We start from the raw sequence: 18936 nt of genomic DNA on the forward strand, positions 1-18936 counted from the left end.
ATTGACCTCCGATGAATTCTGGTCCACATTTTCATCAATCGGAGTCGGAGTTGGTTCATTGAACCAGCCGTGGAGGGGCATCACATGAGCGCGAAGAGACTGACCCGCACCCTGACCTGTATCGCCGTTCTGTCACTCGCGGCCACCGGCTGCGGCCTCGGCGGCGGATCCGACAGTGGTGCCGCCACCGCCGGCGGCTGCAAGGTCGACAAGGGAAACGTCGGGTCGGGCAAGCTCACCGGCGAGGTCAAGGGCAGCATCACCTTCCAGACGACCAACCTGAAGAAAGACTTCGGCACCTTCTTCAACGGCGTGATCAAGGACTTCGAGAAGGCCCACCCCGGCACCGAGGTCAAGTGGATCGACGACCCCGGGGACGCCACGTTCAGCCAGCGCACGGTCGCCGACGCGCAGGCCTGCACCCTCCCGGACGTCCTCAACACCGACTCCCCGACCGCGACCTCGCTCACCAGGGCCGGCTACCTGCTCGACCTCGGCGTCAAGGACCCCGACGCCTCGAAGCCGTTCGTGCCGGCCTTCTGGAAGTCCAGCGTGATGAAGGATGCCTCCGGCACCTCGGTGCACACGGTGCTGCCCTGGTACACGGGCGGCATCCTGCTGACGTACAACACCGATCTGCTGAAGCAGGCGGGCGTCGACCCGGCCAAGCCGCCGACCACGATCTTCGGGCTGTTCGCCGACTACGAGAAGGTCGCCGAGGCGGGCAAGGGCAAGTTCTACGCGACGATGGCCAACCCGGTGTGGCGGATCCCGGCCGACTGGGACCAGATGAACATCAGGACGCTCTCCGCCGACGGCAAGTCCGCCGTCTTCGCCGACGACCCGCGCACGGTCCAGTGGGTCCAGTGGATGACCAAGCTGTACAAGGAGGGCGCGATGCCGAAGGACTCGCTGTCCTCCAGCAACGACCCCTCCACCCTCTACAGCCAGGGCAAGGTCGCCTACGGCTCGACCAACCCGAGCTTCGTGCGGTTCGTGAAGCAGAACAGCCCGTCGGTGTACGACAGGACCGCCGTCGGCCAGCAGCCCTTCGACGCGCTCGGCCACACCACCGGCGCCCCGCAGTACATCGCGACCGCGGCGACCAGCAAGAACGCCCCCACGGCCCTGGCGTTCGCGAAGTTCCTCACCGACGCCCGGAACCAGACGGCCTGGTGCAAGGACCCGAACGTGGTGATCTTCCCGACCACCTCGGCCTCGCTGGACGACCCGTTCTTCCAGAAGGTCACCGGCGACGACCCCTTCGCCCAGGCCCGCAAGCTGGTCGCCGAGCAGCTGAAGACGGCGACCGCGTACCAGACCAACATCTCCTCGGCCGTGCAGAACGCCATCGTGGGCCAGGTGCAGCTCGCCATGCAGGGCAAGAAGAGCGCGGCGGACGCGGTCAAGGACGCCCAGGAGAAGGCGAACGAGCTGCTGAAGCAGAGCAGCTGATGGCGGCGACGCACACCACGCAGCCGGTGTCCGTGCCCGGTGCGGAGGCGAAGGTCTCCGTACCGGGCCCGGCCCCGTCCCGCGTCCGCCGCCTCGCCAGGGCCGTCCTGCCGGGACCCGCTCCCGGCGCCAACGGGGCTGCCATGTACCGCCGTTGGTGGCTGCCCTGGCTGTGGACCGCGCCCGCGATCGCCTGCGCGGTGATCTTCGGCGTGTTCCCGTTCCTCAACACGGTCCTGCTGTCCTTCACCGACGCCAAGCCGCTGGGCGGCGCGTCGAGCTTCGTCGGGCTCGACAACTACACGCGGATGCTGGACGACTCGGACTTCTGGCTCGCGACCCGCAACAGCATCCTGTACGCCCTGATCGTCGTACCGCTGATGGTGCTGCTGCCCCTCCTCCTCGCCGTGCTGGTGGAGAAGAACCTGCCGGGCATCGGCTTCTTCCGGTCCGCCTTCTACACCCCGGTGCTGGCCTCCAGCGTGGTCGTGGGTCTGAGCTGGCAGTGGCTGCTGGCCGACGACGGCCTGGTCAACACCTGGCTGCAGAGGGCCCACTTGATCAGGTCCGCCATCCCCTTCCTCTCCGACTCCTGGCTGATCCTGCTGTCCGCGATGGGCCTGACGCTGTGGAAGGGCCTCGGCTGGTACATGGTGTTCTACCTGGCCGCCCTCGGGAACGTCCCCAAGGAACTCCACGAGGCGGCCGCCATGGACGGCGCCGGCGCGGCCCGCCGCTTCTGGCACATCACCGTGCCCGGCGTACGGCAGGCCATGATGCTCGTCGGCACCCTCACCGGCATCGGCTCGCTCCGGGTGTTCACCGAGATCTACATGCTCGGCAGTTCCACCGGCGGCCCCGGTGGCGCCGACCGCACCCTGCCCTTCTACATCCGGGACGTCGGCCTGGACCCCCTCACCGGCAACGCCGGCTACGGCTCGGCCGTCAGCGTGGCCCTGTTCCTGCTGACGCTGGGGCTGACCCTGCTGGCGCAGCGCCTGACGAAGGAGGACGAGGCATGACGACGACCGCTGTCGCCCCCGAGCGCCGCCGCCTGACGCCGCGTTGGCGGGACTACGGGCGCCCCCGCGAGCTGATCGTCCGCTATCTGCTGTTGTTCCTGGTCCTCGGCCTCACCGTGGGCCCGCTCCTCTGGCAGCTTCTGGCCTCCCTGAAGGGCACCGGCGAGGACGTCTTCGGCTCCAACGCCTCCCTGCTGCCCCACCACCCGACCCTGCGGGCCTACCGGACCGTCTTCGACCAGGTGCCGGTCGGCACGTACATCAAGAACAGCCTGATCGTGGTCGCCCTGTCGGTCACCAGCCAGCTGGTGTTCTCCACCACCGCCGGTTACATGCTCTCCAAGCCCGGCTGGAAGGGCCGCAGGGCGGTCTGGGTGGTCCTGATCGCCTCGATGATGTTCCCCTTCGAGTCGATCATGGTCTCGCTGTTCCTGAGCATCCGGGACATGGGCCTGGTCGACAGCCTGGCCGGCGTGTGGCTGCCCGGCTTCGTCGGCGCCATCAACGTCCTCCTCATGCGCGGCGCGTTCCTCGCGGTCCCGCGCGAGATCGAGGACTCGGCCATGCTCGACGGCGCGAACGAGTGGCAGCGCTTCCGGCACCTGTATCTGCCGTCCGCGTGGGGCGCGATCCTGGTGGTCGTCATCAACACCTTCATCAGCGCCTGGGACGACTTCCTGTGGCCGCTGATCGTGCTGCGCTCCGAGAGCAACATGACGCTGACGCTGGGGCTTTCGCGCCTGCAGAGTTCGTCGTTCGGCTACGACCAGCGGATGGTCATGGCCGGTTCGGTGATCTCGGTGGTCCCGGTGCTGGTGCTGTTCGTGATCACCCAACGGTGGTTCTACAAGGGCGTCTCGTCGGGGGCCGTCAAGCTCTGACCCCGGGCTCCGAGCGCCTCCCGGGCGGACGCGGCGACCCTGATCTCGACCGTGCCGCCGATGCCCTCCAGAGGCAGGGTCACCGTACGGCGCTCGCCCGGCGCCAGGCTCACCCCCTCGAACGCGCACAGTTCGAGGGTGCGCGGCCAGGTGGGGGTGATCAGCCGACGCAGATAGACCTGGACGACCGTACGCCCGTACCGCCGACCGGTGTTGGTGACGTCCACCTCGACCGTGCGTCCCGTGAGGCGTGGCTCGCCGTACGCGAAGCTCGTGTACGACAGCCCGTGCCCGAAGGAGTACCGCGGCTCGGCGCTGTCGTCGACGTATCCGCCGTACTCGGTGTCCTTGTGGTTGTAGTGGACGGGGAGTTGGGCCGCCGAGCGGGGGACGGACACCGGCAGGCGGCCCGCCGGTTCCGCGAGTCCGAGCAGCACCTCGGCGATCGCCTCGCCGCCCCAGGGGCCGGGGTACCAGGCGGTGAGCAGGGCGGGCGCGGTGTCCGGCAGCACGTGCGGGCGCCCTTGGACCAGCACGACCGCGGTCGGTGTGCCCGTCGCCACCACGGCGTCCAGCAGCGCGTACTGAGCACCTCCCAGCCGCAGCCCGGCGAGGTCGACGCCCTCGCCGCAGGTCATCTCGGAGACCGCCGTGCGCGCGGCCCCGTTGGCGTCGAACTCGGTCCCGGGCGTACGGGCGCTGCTGCCGCCCAGTACCAGCACGGCGAGGTCGGACGCGGCGGCCTGGGCGATCGCCGCCGGGATGCCGGAGAGGTCGTCGCCGGTGAGGGCACAGCCCGGGGCGTGGCGGATGTCGAGGCCGGGCGGGGCGAGCCTGCGCAGGGCGTCGAGGACGCTGCTGCCGGTGCCTGGGCGCTGCGGAGCCGTGTAGTCGCCCAACTGGTGCGCGGTGGTGGCGGATTGGGGCCCGAGCACGGCGATCCGGGAGACGTTCCCGCCGATGGGCAGCACACCGTCGTTGCGCATGAGGGTGACGGCGGCCCGGGCGACCTCCTTGCTGAGCTCGTCCCCGCCGGCCGGCGCGGGGGCCGTGGGGTGCTGTCGCTCGAACAGTCCCAGCCGGAACTTCAGGCGCAGGACACGTGCGACGGCGGCGTCGAGGACGGTCTCCTTGACCAGTCCCCGCTCGACCGCCTCCTCCAGGTGGGTGAAGCCTTCGTCCCAAAGGCTCAGGTCGACACCGGAGTTGAGGGCGAGCGCGCCCGCGGTGACCTTGTCGCCGGTGATCCGGGCCAGCCGGTCGACGGCGAGGCCGTCCGCCATGACGAGCCCGTCGAAGCCCCACTCCTCGCGCAACAGACTGGTGAGCAGGGCGCGGTTGCCGGAGCAGGGCATGCCGTCGACCTCGTTGTACGCGGCCATGACGGCGGCGGCACCGGCGCGGACACCGGCCCGGGCGGCGGGCAGGTGGATCTCGTGCAGCTCACGCCAACCCAGCTCCGACTCGGCGGAGTTGCGGCCGCCGACGGTGGCACCCTGCCCGGCGAAGTGTTTGAGGACGACGGGCGCCTTGTCGGCGGCGAAGAGGCCGTCCGAGTAGCTGCCCTGCATTCCCTGCATGCCCCGGACCAGCGCCTGCGTCAGCCGGGCCGCGAGGTACGGGTCCTCGCCGAAGCACTCCTCCGTGCGGCCCCAGCGCGGGTCGCGGGAGATGTCCAGCGCCGAGACGAGGGCCACGTGGCCACCGCGGGCGCGCAGTTCGGCGGCGGCGTGGGCGGCGCCACGCTCGTACAGGGCGGGGTCCCAGGTGGCGCCGATCGCCAGGTTGACCGGGAGGACCGTGCCGTCGAGGGCCATGAGTCCGTGCGGGACCTCCTCGACGAACAGCGCGGGGATGCCGAGCCGGCTCCGGGCCACGACATGCCGCTGCACCAGCTCGGCGAGGGCGGCCCCGTCCCGCGCGCCGGGTCCGTTCTCGTGGTCCACCCCGGACCAGGCGTCGGCGCGCTGGAGGCCGTACAGGGCGCCGAGTCCCTCGAAGCGGTCGGTCTCGGCGTGCAGGGCCTCGGTGAGTTCGAAGCCGCCGTCGGGGGTGCGGCGGTAGGCGTCCCAGCCGTACATCCGCTGGTTGAGCTGGCCTGCCTTCTCGCGCAGGGTCATTCGGGACAGGAGGTCCTGGACGCGGGCTTCGAGCGGGGCGGCGGGGTCGCGGTACACGGCCTCGCGGTACATGGCCTCGCTCACGACAGGTGGGCCAGCCGTGCGAGGGCGACCGCGCCGGGGCAGCCGTCGGCCACCCAGTCCAGGGTGAGGCCGTGCGCCTGGAGCCGTTCAGCCAGCGGGGTGGTGAGCGGCCCCTCGGGACCGAGGAGCCCGCCCGTGGCGACGATCCGCTCGCCGGGGCGGGGATCCAGCGCCCGTACGGACTCCAGCAGGTGGTCCGCCGCCTCGCTCAGGATGGTCTCGGCCACGGCGTCCTTCTCGGCGGCCGCCTCGGCGACCAGCGGGGCGAAACGGGCCAGCCGGATCGGCGGATCGGCCAGGACGGCGGGCAGCAGATGGCGGCGGAAGTCCTCACGCCGGGCGCGTTCCCAGCCGGGGACGCCGGTGGGGTGGGCCGCGGTACCGCTCGGCAGGACGGTGCCGCCACGGTCGTAGGAAGGGATTCCGCCCTTCGGGAGGACGTCGACCGGCAGGTCCAGGGCGTGGCCGAGCCAGCCGGCGAGGACCGTCGGACGGCCGCGGCCGTCGGCCATGCGCAGGGCGGCGCGGACCGCGCTGCGGCCGATCCAGAAGCCGCTGCCCTCGTCGCCGAGAAGCCAGCCGTCGCCGTCCACGGTGGTCGTGGCGTGCCGGCCGGTGATGCGCATGGCCACCGCGCCCGTGCCCGCGACCAGGGCGAGACCGTCGGAGGGGATGCCGGGGGCGGCGGCGAAGGCGGCCTCGATGTCGCTGCAGACGCCGACCCGGCCGGTCGGGACGGCGAGGCGGCGCAGGGCCTCGGTGAGGGCGGTGCGTGCCCTGCCGGTGCCGGGGTCGTCCTCGGAGGCCGCTGTGGCGCCCGCGAAACCGCCGGTCACGGCCACCACCCGGGCGCGCACCGCCTCGGGCAGCACCCGGGCGAGTGTCTCGGTGAGGTGGTCGGTGAGCTGCGGGACCGGGACCGTCATGGCGTTGCCGGGGCCGCCGGTGCTCTCGCCCAGCACGTGACCGTCGTCGGCGGCGGCCAGGACCGCACGGGTGCGGGTGCCGCCGGCGTCGAGGCCGACGACCAAGTCGCCCCCGTCGCGCGGTTCATGGTTCAAATCATTACCCATCGATGACTATGGTGATTGATACATTCGTGCAGGACAAGGGCCCGGCCCGAGGAGGATCCCATTCCCACGCTCCGCTTCGGCGTCAACTACACGCCCCGCCACGGCTGGTTCCACGCCTGGCACGACTTCGATCCGGCCCGCACCCGCGCGGATCTGGACCAGATAGCCGGGCTCGGCCTCGATCACGTCCGGGTCTTCCACCTCTGGCCGCTCCTGCAGCCCAACCGCACGCTGATCCGCACCGCCGCCGTGGACGAGCTGGCCCAGCTGGTCGACCTGGCCGCCGAGGCGGGCCTCGACGTGCTGGTGGACGGCGTCCAGGGCCATCTGTCGAGCTTCGACTTCTACCCGGAGTGGACCCGCAGCTGGCACCACCGCAACGTCTTCACCGACCCGGAGGCGATCGACGCCCAGGCGGACCTGCTCCGCACCCTCGGCCGCGCCCTCGCCGGCCGCCCGAACCTCATCGGCCTCCAGCTGGGCAACGAGCTCAACAACCTCGTCGAGCACAACCCGGTGACCGCGGCCGAGGTCGACCACTACCTGGACTCCCTGCTCGCGGCCGCCCGGGAGGGCCTCGGCACGAACGGCGGCCTGGTCACGCACTCCGCCTACGACGCGGCCTGGTACGGCGACGACCACCCCTTCACCCCACAGGCGTCGGCCCGCAAGGGGGACGTCACCACCGTCCACCCCTGGGTCTTCTCCGGCGGCTGCGCGAGCCTCTACGGCCCGCGCTCCCCGCAGGTGCTGCACCTCGCCGAGTACGGCACGGAACTCGCCAAGGCCTACGCCGAAGACCCGTCCCGCCCGGTCTGGATCCAGGAGACGGGCGCCCCCGAACCCCACATCCCGGCCGCCGACGCCCCGCACTTCGCCCGCGAGACGATCCTGAACGCCTCGGGGTGCGCGGACCTGTGGGGCGTGACGTGGTGGTGCTCCCACGACGTGGACCGCTCACTGTCGGACTTCCCGGAACTGGAGTACACGCTGGGGCTCTTCGACTCGAAGGGACGGCCCAAGCCGATCGCGGAGGCGGTGGCGGCGACGATCGCCGAACTGCGCGCTGGATCACTGTCGGCTGAGCCGCGCGAAGCGGCCCTGGTCCTGGACTGCACACCGTCCACGCGATCGGTGTCTGGACCGGGCGGGGCGTACTTCGAGGAGTGGATGCGGTTGCGCCGGCAGGGGGTGCGTCCTGCGGTGGTACTGGCGGAACAGGCGGAGGATGACACTTACCTGGCGTCGAAGGGAATCAAGGAGCTCATACGACTTCGGTAAGGTGAGCGCCCCTTCAGGGGCGCGGGGAACTGCGCGACCAGCCCCCACCGGGCCGCAGATACGTCACCGCGCCCCGACCAGCACCTCGGCCACCGCCCGCAAATTGGCCTTCCCCCGCCCATAAGAGCAAACAGCATCCCTCTCCGGCAGCCCCGTGGCCACCCGCACCGCCCCCGGCCGCCGGGCCACCAGCTCATCCCTCATGCGGGCCTGCCACGGAGACAGCCCCTCATCACAGGTAGCCACGACCAGCGGAGCACTCCCGGCCTTGGCCAGAATCCCCTCGACCACACCGTCCAGATCCGCCGGCTCCCCCGCGACCGCCGTCCCCGTGGCCGTCGGATCAACGGCCAGCACCTCGGTCAACAGGTCCTCCCCACCCCAGTTCAGAGCAGGGTGCGGCGCCGGGAACAGGTCCACGACATGGGCCCCCCGCACACCCACCGGAGGTACCCGCACAGCCCGCCGAGCCGCCTCCAGCCCCGCCCCGTCGTCCCATACGGCGACCTCGTCCGCCGGCGTCGCATACCGCTCCACCAGCCGCTGCACCCGCCCCGCCGCCTCCCGCACCCGTTCCTCGCCCAGCACCCCGTCCCGCAGCGCTTCGAGCACGGCGTCCCGGCAGTCCAGGGTCACCCCCAGATCCGCCACGGCGACGATGACCTGGTCCGCTCCGGCGGCGAGGGCGATCCGCGCCCCCGCGGCCTCCCCGTACAGGTCCGCGATCGACTTCATCTCCAGCGCGTCGCTGACCAGCACTCCGTCGAACTCGAGCTCGTGCCGCAGCAGATCCCCGAGGATGCGCCGGCTGAGCGTGGCCGGCCGGTTGGCGTCCAGCGCCGGAAAGACGACGTGCGCGCTCATCAGCATCGGCGCGCCCGCGGCGATCGCGGCCCGGAAGGGGCCGAGGTCGAGTTCCTCGTACGGCCGCGGATCGACGGCGACTTCGTGGTGGCTGTCGGTGAGGGTGCCGCCGTGCCCGGGGAAGTGCTTGGCGCAGGAGGCGATGCCGCGCGCCTCGGTGGCCGCGATCCAGGCGCTCAGGTGCCGGGAGACCAGTTCGGGGTCGGTGCCGAAGGCGCGGGTGCGCACGATCGGGTTGCCGGCCTCGCGCTGGACGTCGGCGACGGGGGCGTAGGAGGCGGTGATGCCGAGGGTGGCCAGGTGTCCGGCGAGGGCGTCGGCGCAGCGGGCGGTGAGGTGCGGGTCGTCGACGACGCCGAGGGCGTAGGAGCCGGGGACCTCCGGGGCGCCCGCGGCGACCAGGTGCCCGATGCCGCCGCCCTCGTTGTCGATGGCGACCAGCAGGTCGGGGCGCAGGGCCCGCAGGGTGTCGGTGAGGCGGCGCACCTGTTCCGCGTCGCGCACGTTGCGGGTGAACAGGATGACCCCGCCGAGCCCGCGGTCGATGAGCCGCTTGAGGGTGTCGGGGACGGCCGTGGTGCCTTCGAACCCGGCGACGAGACAGCGGTGGGCGGCCTCGTCGAGGTCGACGGGGAGGGCGGTGCGGGCAGACGGGTACTCGGTAGGCGTCACCCCTGGAATCCTCTGGCTCGCTCAGCCGAAAGTCAACATACCAGTGGTTCTGCCATTCACCGCCCCCGCTCCCAGCCCAGCCCGTCGGCGGAGGCGACGAGGCGGCCCGGCGCGGCGGGCGCGGTGTCGTCCAGTGGGCCACCGTAGAGCGCCTGTTCCTGGAGGTCGTTGCCGGTCCGGAAGGTCTCGCCGACGACCCGCGTGGACAGCAGCGGGTTCGTCCGCTCGCCCGACGTCGCCAACCGGCCGACCGCGCCGTCCAGTTCGGCCGCCGCGGCGCTCCACTGGTCCCCGAACCGCTCCGGTCCCAGCACCGCCGTGTCACCCGAGACGAGTCCGCCGGCCAGCTCGGCGAAGGCCGCCACCTCGGTGCTGTCGACCTTCGTGACCTTCTTCGCGGACCAGAAGTACGACCGGTCGTTGCGCTCCATGTCGTAGAAGGCGATGAGGAACTCGTAGAACACCCCGTACTCGCGCCGGTAACGGGCCTCGAACTCGGCGAAGCCGCGCTCCTCGGGCACACTGCCGTCGAGCGCGGAGTTGACCGCGCGGGCCGCCAACAGGGCCCCGTAGGTGGCCAGATGGACCCCGGAGGACAGCACCGGGTCCACGAAGCAGGCGGCGTCGCCGACGAGCGCCATGCCGGGCGTCCAGAAGGACGTGTTCCAGTACGACCAGTCCTTGCGCACCCGCACCCGGTCGTACGGCGGCTCGGTCGCGGCCGGCACTCCGTCGAGCAGCTCGGCGACCTCCGGGCAGGCCCGGATCAGGTCCTGCCAGGCGGCCCGCGGGTCCCGCTGGACGGCCGGGTGGTGGTCGGGCGAGATCACGGCGCCGACGCTGGTCAGGTCGTCGCGCAGCGGGATGTACCAGAGCCAGCCGGCGTCGAACGCGGCGCAGAAGATGTTGCCCCGGTTCGGCTCGGGCAGCCGGCGTCCACCGGCGAAGTACCCGAACACGGCGAGGTTGCGGAAGAAGTCGGAGTAGACGCGCGTGCCGGCCACCCCGGGGTGGACCCGGCCGGTGTTGCCGGACGCGTCGATGACGTGACGGCCGTACGCGGTACGGGCGTTGCCGTCGCTGTCGGTGTACTCGACCCCGCGCACCCGCTCGTCGTCGGCGACGATCCGGCGCACCGGGCTGCCCTCGCGGACCTCGGCGCCGACGCGGGCGGCGTTGCGCAGCAGGATCTCGTCGAACCGGGAGCGCTCCACCTGGAAGGCCGTCGCCGTGGGTTCGGGCAGCCGGGGTGTCATGGAGAAGGAGAACTGCCACGGCTTCGGGTCGCGCCCCCAGCGCAGGGTGCCGCCGCGCTTGAGGGTGAACCCGGCCTCGGCGACCTCGTCGGCGACACCGAGGATGCCGCACAGGCCGTGCACGGTCGCCGGCAGCAGCGACTCGCCGATCTGGTACCTCGGGAAGGTCTCCCGCTCCAGCAGCAGCACCCGGTGTCCGCGCATCGCCACGGCGGCCGCGGCGGTCGAGCCGGCCGGCCCGCCACCGACGACGATCAGGTCGTACTCGGGGTTCATCGGGAACTCCACTTCTCGGTCGGGGAGTTACGCGGGCAGCCAGGCGCGGATCGCCGCGGCCGTGGAGTCGGCGTCCTGGTGGACGACGGAGTAGTGGTCGCCGGGGACGTCGACGGCGTCGTGGGGGAGCGGCCAGCGCGGCGGCCAGTCCCCCTCGGGGTCGATCCTCCGCATCTCGGCGGTCGGCCGGCCGCGCAGCAGCAGCGTCGGCACGGACACGGCGGACGATTCGGGGGCCGACTCGGGGGCCGGCTCGGGGTGCCATCCCTCGAGAACGCGCGCATAGCCGCCGCCCGCGATCAGCAACGAGTCGTCGAACTCCGCGACGACGTCCTCCGGCAGGGCGGCCCCGGCCGCCATCAGGGCAAGGGCGCGCGCGTCACCGCGTTGGAGCACGCCCGCGTGGGAGTCGATCAGGACGACACCGGCCGGTGGCACTCCATCGGCCGCCAGTCGGCGTGCCACCTCGTGCGCGATCACGCCGCCGGCGCAGTAACCGACCAGGACGACAGGACCGCCCCGGGCGAGCTCGCGGACCGCGTCGGCGTGCGCCCGGGCCAGCGTCTCCATCGAGTCGGGAACCGCCCTGCGGGCGCCGAACCCAGGGTGTTCCAGCAGGTACACGTCCCGTTCCCCGTCGAACTGCGCGGCCAGACCGGTGGGGACACGGTGGAATGGGGCGAGGTAGTCGGGAAGGTAGGCGAGCGCCGCAGCCCGCCCGCCGCTGCCGCTCCGGGCGAGCCGGATCGGTTCGACGGCGTACCGGGTGCGGTCGGCCGCGGTGAAGGACGGCAGGGCGTACGAGGCGACGTACCGCAAGGTCATGGCCTCCAACGGGCCCTGCTCGCGCAGGACGCGGTGGTAGAGGGTGGAGAACGGGTACGCGGACTCGGGTACTTGAGCGATCGTCTCCGCCGTCGGGGTGTCCGCCGTCTCTCGCAGCGCACCCGCCTCCCTCAACGCGGTGAGAAGGTGCGCCGACAGCCCCTCCAGCGTGGGGTGTTCGAGCACGACCGTCGGCGCCAGCCGCACCCGGGTGAACGCGCTGAGCCGGTTGCGGAACTGGAGAGCCGTCAGCGAGTCGAAGCCGAGCTGTCCGAACTCGCGGTCGGCGGGGAACGCGTCTGCGTCGGGGAAGCCGAGCACCGCTGCCAGTTCGGCGCGGAGCAGACCGGCCAGGACAGCCTCGCGGTCGGCCTCGGGAGTCGCGGCGAGCCTCTTGCGCCAGGCGCCGGGAGCCTGGTCGGCCGCCGGTGACACGGTGACCGGGGCCGGGCGCGCCGGATGCAGGTCGGCGAGCAGCGGGAGCGGCGAGCCGCTCTGCGTGGCGCGGGCGAACGGGACGGGCACCAGCACCGGTGCCGCCGTACGCAGCGCGGAGTCCAGCAGTTCGACGCCCTCCGGCTCGGTGACGGCGGGCACCCCGCCCTCGGTCAGCAGGTGCGGCGCGACCCGGCCGGCCATGCCGCCGTCGTCACGGGCGGTGGTCCAAGGGCCCCAGGCGAGGGACCGCGCGGGCAGCCCGCGGGCGGTCCGGTACGCGGCGAGTGCGTCGAGGAAGCCGTTGGCGGCCGCGTAGTTGGACTGTCCCGGCCTGCCCAGCACTCCGGCGGCCGAGGAGTACAGCACGAACGCGGCCAGTCCCAGGTCCGCGGTCGCCTCGTGCAGATGCCAGCCGGCGTCCGCCTTGGGCGCCAGCACTTCTGCCACCCGCTCGGGTGTCATGCCGTCCACCACGCCGTCGGCCACCACTCCGGCGAGATGGAACACACCGGTCAGGGGCGGCCGGCAGGACTCGACCAGTGCGTCGACGGCCGCCCGGTCGCTCACGTCACAGGCCACCACCCTTACCTCCGCGGGGAGTTCGGCGGCCCAGTCGGGAGTATGGCCGCCGCGGCTCGCCAACAGCAGGTGCCGGGACCCGTGTTCGGCCACGAGATACCGGGCGAGACTCGCGCCGAGCGCTCCGGTGCCCCCGGTGATCAGCACGGTGCCGTCGGGGTCCAGGGCGGGCGGGGCGGCAGTCGCGGGACCCGCGGCGACCAGCCTGGGCACCAGGACCGTGCCCTCCTGCAGGGCGAGTTGAGGCTCGCCGGTGCGCAGGGCCGCGTCCAGGGCTGCGTCCAGGGCCGGGCGCGTGGCGGTGCCGCCGCGGAGGTCGATCTGCACGATCCGGCCGGGGTGCTCGGACTGGGCACTGCGCACCAGCCCCGCCACGGCGGCCTGCGCCGGGTCCGGGTCGTCCCCGGTGGCGTGGTGGGTGAGCACCAGCAGTCGGCCCGGACGGGTGTCGGCGACCCACTCGCGCACCCGGGCGAGGGCGGCCGTGACGAGCTCCCGGACCCGGCCCGGCATGTCCTCGTGCGGTTCGGCCAACAGGTCCGCCGTGTCGAGGAGTTCATGGTCGGTACCGGCGTGGCCGCCTTGCGTGGCGGGCCGCCAGGCCACCTTGTACAGCTCCGCCGGGCGGATCTTCGTCACCCGGGTGACCAAGGATTCGACGGTGGCGAGCGGCCGCCCGTCGACTCCGGTCAGCGTCACCCGTACCTCGTCGGCCCCCAGCCGCTCCAGCCGTACCCGCGCGGCGGTGGCACCCTGCGCGTGCACGGTCACACCGGTGAGGGCGAGCGGGACCCGCGCCTCGCCCGGCCCCTCCCCCGGCCCCTCGGCCAGCAGCGCGGCGTGCAGGGCGGCGTCGAACAGCGCCGGGTGCACGGTGTACGCGCCGGCCTCCGCCGCCTCCCGCGGCCGCAGCGCCACCTCGGCGAAGATCTCGGCACCGCGCCGCCAGAGCCCGGTGACCGCGCGGAAGGCCCGCCCGTAGTGGTGCCCGTACGCGGCGAGCCGCTCATATTCGACGGCCACCTCCTCGGCACCGGCCGGGGGCCACGGCGTGTCCTGAGCCGCTGCGACAGGTGTGCCGACCGGGGCGACCGACGCCCCCGCATGGCGGGTCCAGGTCTCTCCCACGCGTGCCCACACGGTGACCGGCCGGTTGCCGTCCCGGTCCGGGGCGTCCGCGACCACCTGGACCGGCACCTGCTCCGACGCGGGCAGCACCAGCGGCTCGTGGAGGACCAGCTCGGACAGCCGTAGCGCGCCCTCCGCCACGTCGGTCCCCGCCGCCCGGAAGGCGAGCTCGGCGAATACCGTCGCGGGCACCAGCACCCGGTCGCCGATCACATGGTCCGCGAGCCAGGGCTGCCGTGCGGTGGACAACGCACCGCTGTACCGGGTCCCGGGCCCGTCTGCGTCCGGCTGCGCCTCACCGACCAGCTTCCCCTCGCCACCGCCGCCGCGCTCGCTCACGTCGAGCCAGTAGCGCTGCCGCTGGAAGGGGTACGTCGGCAACGGCCGCCGCCGGGCGCCGGTTCCCGCGTACACGGCCCGCCAGTCCACCGGCACGCCGTGGACGTGCAGTTCCGCCAGGGCCACGGCCGTCTCGGCACCGGAGGTGAACAGAACTCCGGAGGCCGGCTCGACGCACTCCTCGGCCGCCGTGCTCAGCGCCGCCGCCGGCCCGGCCTCCAGGTACGCCGTCACGCCCGTCCGCGCCAGCCACTGCACCGCGTCGGCGAACCGCACGGTCTCCCGCGCCTGCCGTACCCAGTACTCGGCGGTCCGGATCGCGTCCGGCTCCGGACGGCCGGTCAGCGTCGACACCACCGGTACGGACGGCCGGTGGTAGGTGACCGACTCGGCGACCTCCCGCAACCCGTCCAGCATCGGGTCGAGCAGCGGCGAGTGGAAGGCGTGGCTGACCCGCAACCGGGTTGCCGTACGCCCGAGTCGGGCGGCCAGCGCGGACACCGCCTCCTCGTCACCGGACAGCACCACGGACTCGGGACCGTTGACCGCCGCTACGGCGACCCGGGCACCGGGTTCCTCCTCGAGCCGTTTCACCACGTCGGCCAGTGGCGCCCGTACGGCGAACATGGCACCGCCTGACGGGAGTTCGGCCATCAGACGCCCACGTGCGGTGACCAGTCGTACGGCGTCGGCCCGCGAGAACACGCCCGCGATGTGGGCGGCGGCCAGTTCGCCGATCGAGTGGCCGAGCAGGAAGTCCGGCCGTACTCCGCAGTCGGCGAGGAGGGTGTGCAGCGCGACCTCGTAGGCGAACAGGGCGGGTTGGGCGTAGTCGGTGCGGTGCAGGAGGTCGCTGTCGGGGTCGTCGATCACCTCGCGCAGGGGTCGGTCGAGCAACGGGGTGAAGGCATCGCACAGTTCGGTGAAAGCCGCGTCGAACACGGGGAACCGGGCAGCCAGTTCACGGCCCATGCCGGTCCGCTGGGAGCCCTGGCCCGCGCAGAGCAGCGCCACCTTTACGGTGCCGCGCGCGGTGCCCTTGCGCAGTGCGGGGCTGTCGGTGCCGTCGGCCAGGTCCCTCAGTCCGGCGAGGAGTCCGTGGGCGCCGGTGGCCAGTACGGCGGCGCGGTGCCGGAGGGGCGCGCGGGTGGTCGCGAGCGAGTGCGCGACGTCCAGGACGGCCGCTTCCCCGTCGACATCGGCCAGCGCGGCCGCCAACTCCCGGGCGTGGGCGCGCAGTCCGGTCTCGTCGCTGCCGCCGACGAGAAAGGGGATGACGGTGCCCGGCCCCGGGCGGACGCTCTCCGGCCGGTCCTCCGCCTCGGCTTCCTCCGGTTCCTCGATGATCACGTGCGCGTTGGTCCCGCCGATCCCGAAGGACGAGACCGCCGCCCGGCGCGGCCGGTCGCGCTCCGGCCAGGGCCGGGCCCGCTCCAGCAGCCGTACCGCCCCGCCGGACCAGTCGACGTGCGGCGACGGCTGCTCCGCGTACAGCGACCTGGGCAGTTCGCCGTGGCGCATGGCCTCGATCATCTTGATGACGCCGGCCACTCCGGCCGCGGCCTGGGTGTGCCCGAAGTTCGACTTGACCGAGCCGAGCCACACCGGGTCGCCGGGGTCCCGGCCCTGGCCGTAGGTGGCCAGCAGGGCGCCCGCCTCGACGGGGTCGCCGAGCGCGGTCCCGGTGCCGTGGCCCTCGACGACGTCCACATCGGCGGTGTCCAGTCCGGCGTCGGCCAACGCCAGCCGGATCAGCTCCCGTTGGGCCTCGCCGTTGGGCGCGGTGAGCCCGTTGGACGCGCCGTCCTGGTTGACGGCGGAGCCCCGCAGCACGGCCAGGACGGGGTGGCCGTTGCGCCGGGCGTCGGACAGCTTCTCCAGCAGCACCAGGCCGACGCCCTCGGCCCACGCGGTGCCGTCCGCGCCGTCCGCGAAGGACCGGCAGCGGCCGTCCGCCGACAGTCCGCGCTGCCGGCTGAACACCACGAACGGCTTCGGACTGGCCAGTACGGTCACCCCGCCGGCCAGCGCGAGAGTGCACTCGCCCGCGCGCAGCGCCGCGGCGGCCAGGTCCATGGCGACCAGGGAGGACGAGCAGGCCGTGTCGACGGTCAGGGCCGGACCGCGCAGGCCCAGCACGTAGGAGATCCGCCCGGAGGCCACGCTGCCCGCCGACCCGGCCCCGAGGTGCGCCTCCAGCGGGTGCTGCGAGGCCCCGCCGCCGTATCCGCCGTGCATCAGACCGACGTAGACGCCGGTGGCACTTCCGCGCAGCGCGGGCGCGGGGATGCCCGCCCGCTCCAGCGTCTCCCAGGCGACCTCCAGCAGCAGCCGGTGCTGCGGGTCCGTGGCCGTGGCCTCGCGCGGCGAGATCCCGAAGAACATCGGGTCGAAGTCGGCCGCGTCGGTGAGGAAGCCACCGCGTCGGGTGTACGTCGTCCCGAGCCGGTCGGGGTCGGGGTGGTACAGGGCGTCGAGGTCCCAGCCCCGGTCGGCCGGGAACTCCCCGGTGGCGTCCACCCCGTCGGACACCAGCCGCCAGAGGTCCTCCGGCGAGCGCACTCCGCCCGGGTAACGGCAGCCGACGGCCACGATCGCGATCGGCTCGGCGGCGGGGCCGCGGCGCGGGGCCGTGCTCTCCTGCCCGCCGCCGTGCAGCCGCTCGTCCAGGTGGGCGGCGACCGCGGCGGGCGTGGGGTGGTCCCAGACGAGGGTGGCGGGCAGCCGCAGTCCGGTGCGGAGGCCGAGCCGGTGCCACAGGGTCATCGCGCCCATGGAGGTGAGACCGAGGTCGGTGAAGGCTGTGTGGGGGTCGATCGCGGAGGCGTCGGTGACGGGTGCCTCGTCAAGGACGGCCGGCGGGGTGCTCGCGGATCCGTCCGGGACCGGTGAGGCGTCATCCGCAACCGGCTCGCCGGGCCTCCCCGCCCCGCCGACCGCCGCCGTCTGTGCGCACACCAGCTCGGTCAGCGCCGCCCGGCGCTCCGCCGGGGGCCGGTCGGCGAGCCCCGCGAGGGCCTCCTCCGCCGGGCGGGCGGCGAGGCCCTCCCGGAGGACGGCCCGCCGGGGTTTTCCGGCCGCGGTGCGGGGGATGGCCGGGGTGAACAGGACGTCCTCGGGGACCTTGTGCGCCGAGAGCACCTCGGCGCAGGCCCGCAGCAGGGCGCCCGTGTCGAGGGCCCGTTCCCCCGGTACGACGAACGCGACCGGGACCTCGCCGAGCAGCGGATGCGGTCGTGCCACCACGGCCGCGTCCAGTACCCCGGGCAGAGCGCGCAGCACCTGCTCGACCTCGACGGGGTCGACGTTCTCCCCGCCCCGGACGATCCGGTCGTTCGCGCGCCCGGTGACGGTCAGGTACCCGTGCTCGCCCAGTCGTCCCAGGTCACCGGTGCGGTACCAGCCGTCGGCGGCCACCCCGGCGCCGTCGAGGTAGCCGAGCATCACGCCGGGCCCGCGCACCCAGATCTCCCCCTCGGCGCCCACGACCTGCGTCCCGGTGCCGGGATCGACGAGCCGGACCTCCATGCCCGGCAGCACGGCCCCGCTGCTGCCCGGCACCCGCGGCCCCGCCGGCGACTCCATCGCGATCTTGCCGCAGGTCTCGGTGCTGCCGTATCCGTCGAGCAGCGGTGCCCCGAGCCGCTCCTCGACCCGCTCCCGCAGTTCCGGACCGCTCGGTGCCCCGGCGGTGACGCATACCCGCAGCGAGGGCACCTCGCCGAGTCCGGCGTCGAGCAACTGCTGGTAGGTGAGCGGCACTCCGCCCAGCACGGTCGGCGCGAACTCCTCGATCAGCCGTACCAGCGCGGCCGGTTCCCGCTCCGCGGTGATCCGCGCGCTGCCGCCCGCCACGGTCGTACCGAGGACACAGAGCGAGTGGGCGTAGGTGTGCGCGAGCGGCAGCGGCCACAGCAGCCGGTCGTCCGCCGAGAGGCCCAGCCGCGGCACATAGCAGGCGACCGGCGACCACAGCGCGGACCGCTGGCTGGCGATCGCGGCCCTGGGCGTGCCCGAGGTGCCGGAGGTGTACAGCAGCCAGGCGGGCTCGTCCAGACCGAGGTCGTCGCGGGGCGCGGGTGAACTGCCGTGCGCCACCAGGTCGTCGAAGTGCACGACCCCCTCCGGCGCCGGCCCCTCCCCCGTCACCACCAGCCGCGGTGACCGCTCGCCGACCACGCTGGCGATCCGCGCCAACTGCCGCCGGTCGACGACCAGTACGTCCGGATCGCAGTCGGCGAGCAGTGCCGCGAGTTCGGCATGGGTCCCGCGCGGACTCAGCGGCACCCCGACGGCACCGGCCCGGACCGTGGCGAGCAACCCCTCCACCAGCTCGACGCTGTTGTCGAGGCAGAACGCCACCCTGGTCCCGCGCCGCACCCCGAGCGCGCCCGCCAACCGCCGTGTGCGCAGCTCCAGTTCGGCCCAGTTCACCGCCCGCCGGTCGTCGGCGAAGGCGAGCCTGCCGCCGTACCGCGAGGCGTTCTCGACCAGCAACTCCGACACGGGCCGGACCTCGGACACTGTCCCGACGCGCATCGGGCCTCCTTCTGGATCACCGAGTCCGCACCGTATCCCGCCCGCGCACTCGGCACCGCATCACAAAGAAGGCCCACATGGCCGGAGTTGATCGGTCGGTGTCC

The 18936-nt window shown here is 73.1% G+C and carries 9 protein-coding genes; 4 read left to right on the forward strand and 5 right to left on the reverse strand.

Features of this window, described 5'->3' with window-relative positions:
• Positions 1-84: 84 nt before the first annotated feature.
• From ACGFWE_RS32710 to ACGFWE_RS32720, 3 genes are read left to right on the forward strand one after another with little or no spacing between them, the layout of a single operon-like run.
• Complete coding sequence (locus ACGFWE_RS32710; protein ID WP_393603622.1) at positions 85-1455, forward strand: extracellular solute-binding protein; 1371 nt, start codon at positions 85-87, stop codon at positions 1453-1455.
• Complete coding sequence (locus ACGFWE_RS32715; protein ID WP_393603624.1) at positions 1455-2477, forward strand: carbohydrate ABC transporter permease; 1023 nt, start codon at positions 1455-1457, stop codon at positions 2475-2477. Before ACGFWE_RS32710 ends, ACGFWE_RS32715 begins: the two co-directional genes overlap by 1 nt.
• On the forward strand, positions 2474-3358 hold the full coding sequence (locus ACGFWE_RS32720) for a carbohydrate ABC transporter permease (protein ID WP_393603626.1): 885 nt from the start codon (positions 2474-2476) through the stop codon (positions 3356-3358). The genes ACGFWE_RS32715 and ACGFWE_RS32720 overlap by 4 nt, the downstream gene beginning before the upstream one ends.
• Here the strand turns inward: ACGFWE_RS32720 and ACGFWE_RS32725 are convergent.
• Both ACGFWE_RS32725 and ACGFWE_RS32730 read right to left on the reverse strand, forming a co-directional pair.
• Positions 3322-5550 carry a glycoside hydrolase family 3 N-terminal domain-containing protein gene (locus ACGFWE_RS32725; protein ID WP_352382548.1) on the reverse strand — a complete coding sequence of 743 codons (2229 nt, stop codon included), beginning with the start codon at positions 5548-5550 and terminating at the stop codon, positions 3322-3324. The genes ACGFWE_RS32720 and ACGFWE_RS32725 overlap by 37 nt on opposite strands.
• 8 nt (positions 5551-5558) lie before the next feature.
• Positions 5559-6635, reverse strand: coding sequence for a BadF/BadG/BcrA/BcrD ATPase family protein (locus ACGFWE_RS32730; RefSeq protein WP_352382011.1), 1077 nt, complete (start codon positions 6633-6635; stop codon positions 5559-5561).
• 15 nt (positions 6636-6650) lie between these two features.
• Here ACGFWE_RS32730 and ACGFWE_RS32735 point away from each other — a divergent pair, with 15 nt between their 5' ends.
• Positions 6651-7916 carry a glycosyl hydrolase gene (locus tag ACGFWE_RS32735; protein WP_352382012.1) on the forward strand — a complete coding sequence of 422 codons (1266 nt, stop codon included), beginning with the start codon at positions 6651-6653 and terminating at the stop codon, positions 7914-7916.
• A gap of 63 nt (positions 7917-7979) precedes the next feature.
• Here the strand turns inward: ACGFWE_RS32735 and ACGFWE_RS32740 are convergent, their stop codons facing one another.
• From ACGFWE_RS32740 to ACGFWE_RS32750, 3 genes are read right to left on the reverse strand one after another with little or no spacing between them, the layout of a single operon-like run.
• Complete coding sequence (locus tag ACGFWE_RS32740; RefSeq protein WP_393603628.1) at positions 7980-9452, reverse strand: glycoside hydrolase family 3 protein; 1473 nt, start codon at positions 9450-9452, stop codon at positions 7980-7982.
• Between the two features lie 56 nt (positions 9453-9508).
• The gene (locus ACGFWE_RS32745) at positions 9509-10984 is read right to left on the reverse strand and encodes a tryptophan 7-halogenase (protein WP_393603630.1); all 1476 of its coding nucleotides are present in this window, start codon (positions 10982-10984) and stop codon (positions 9509-9511) included.
• A 27-nt stretch (positions 10985-11011) separates the two neighbouring features.
• Positions 11012-18832 (reverse strand): SDR family NAD(P)-dependent oxidoreductase, encoded by a 7821-nt coding sequence (locus ACGFWE_RS32750; protein WP_393603632.1) that lies wholly within the window; start codon positions 18830-18832, stop codon positions 11012-11014.
• Positions 18833-18936: the final 104 nt, after the last annotated feature.

The sequence above is a fragment of the Streptomyces sp. NPDC048523 genome (assembly GCF_043199815.1).
In the GTDB taxonomy this organism is placed as follows: domain Bacteria; phylum Actinomycetota; class Actinomycetes; order Streptomycetales; family Streptomycetaceae; genus Streptomyces.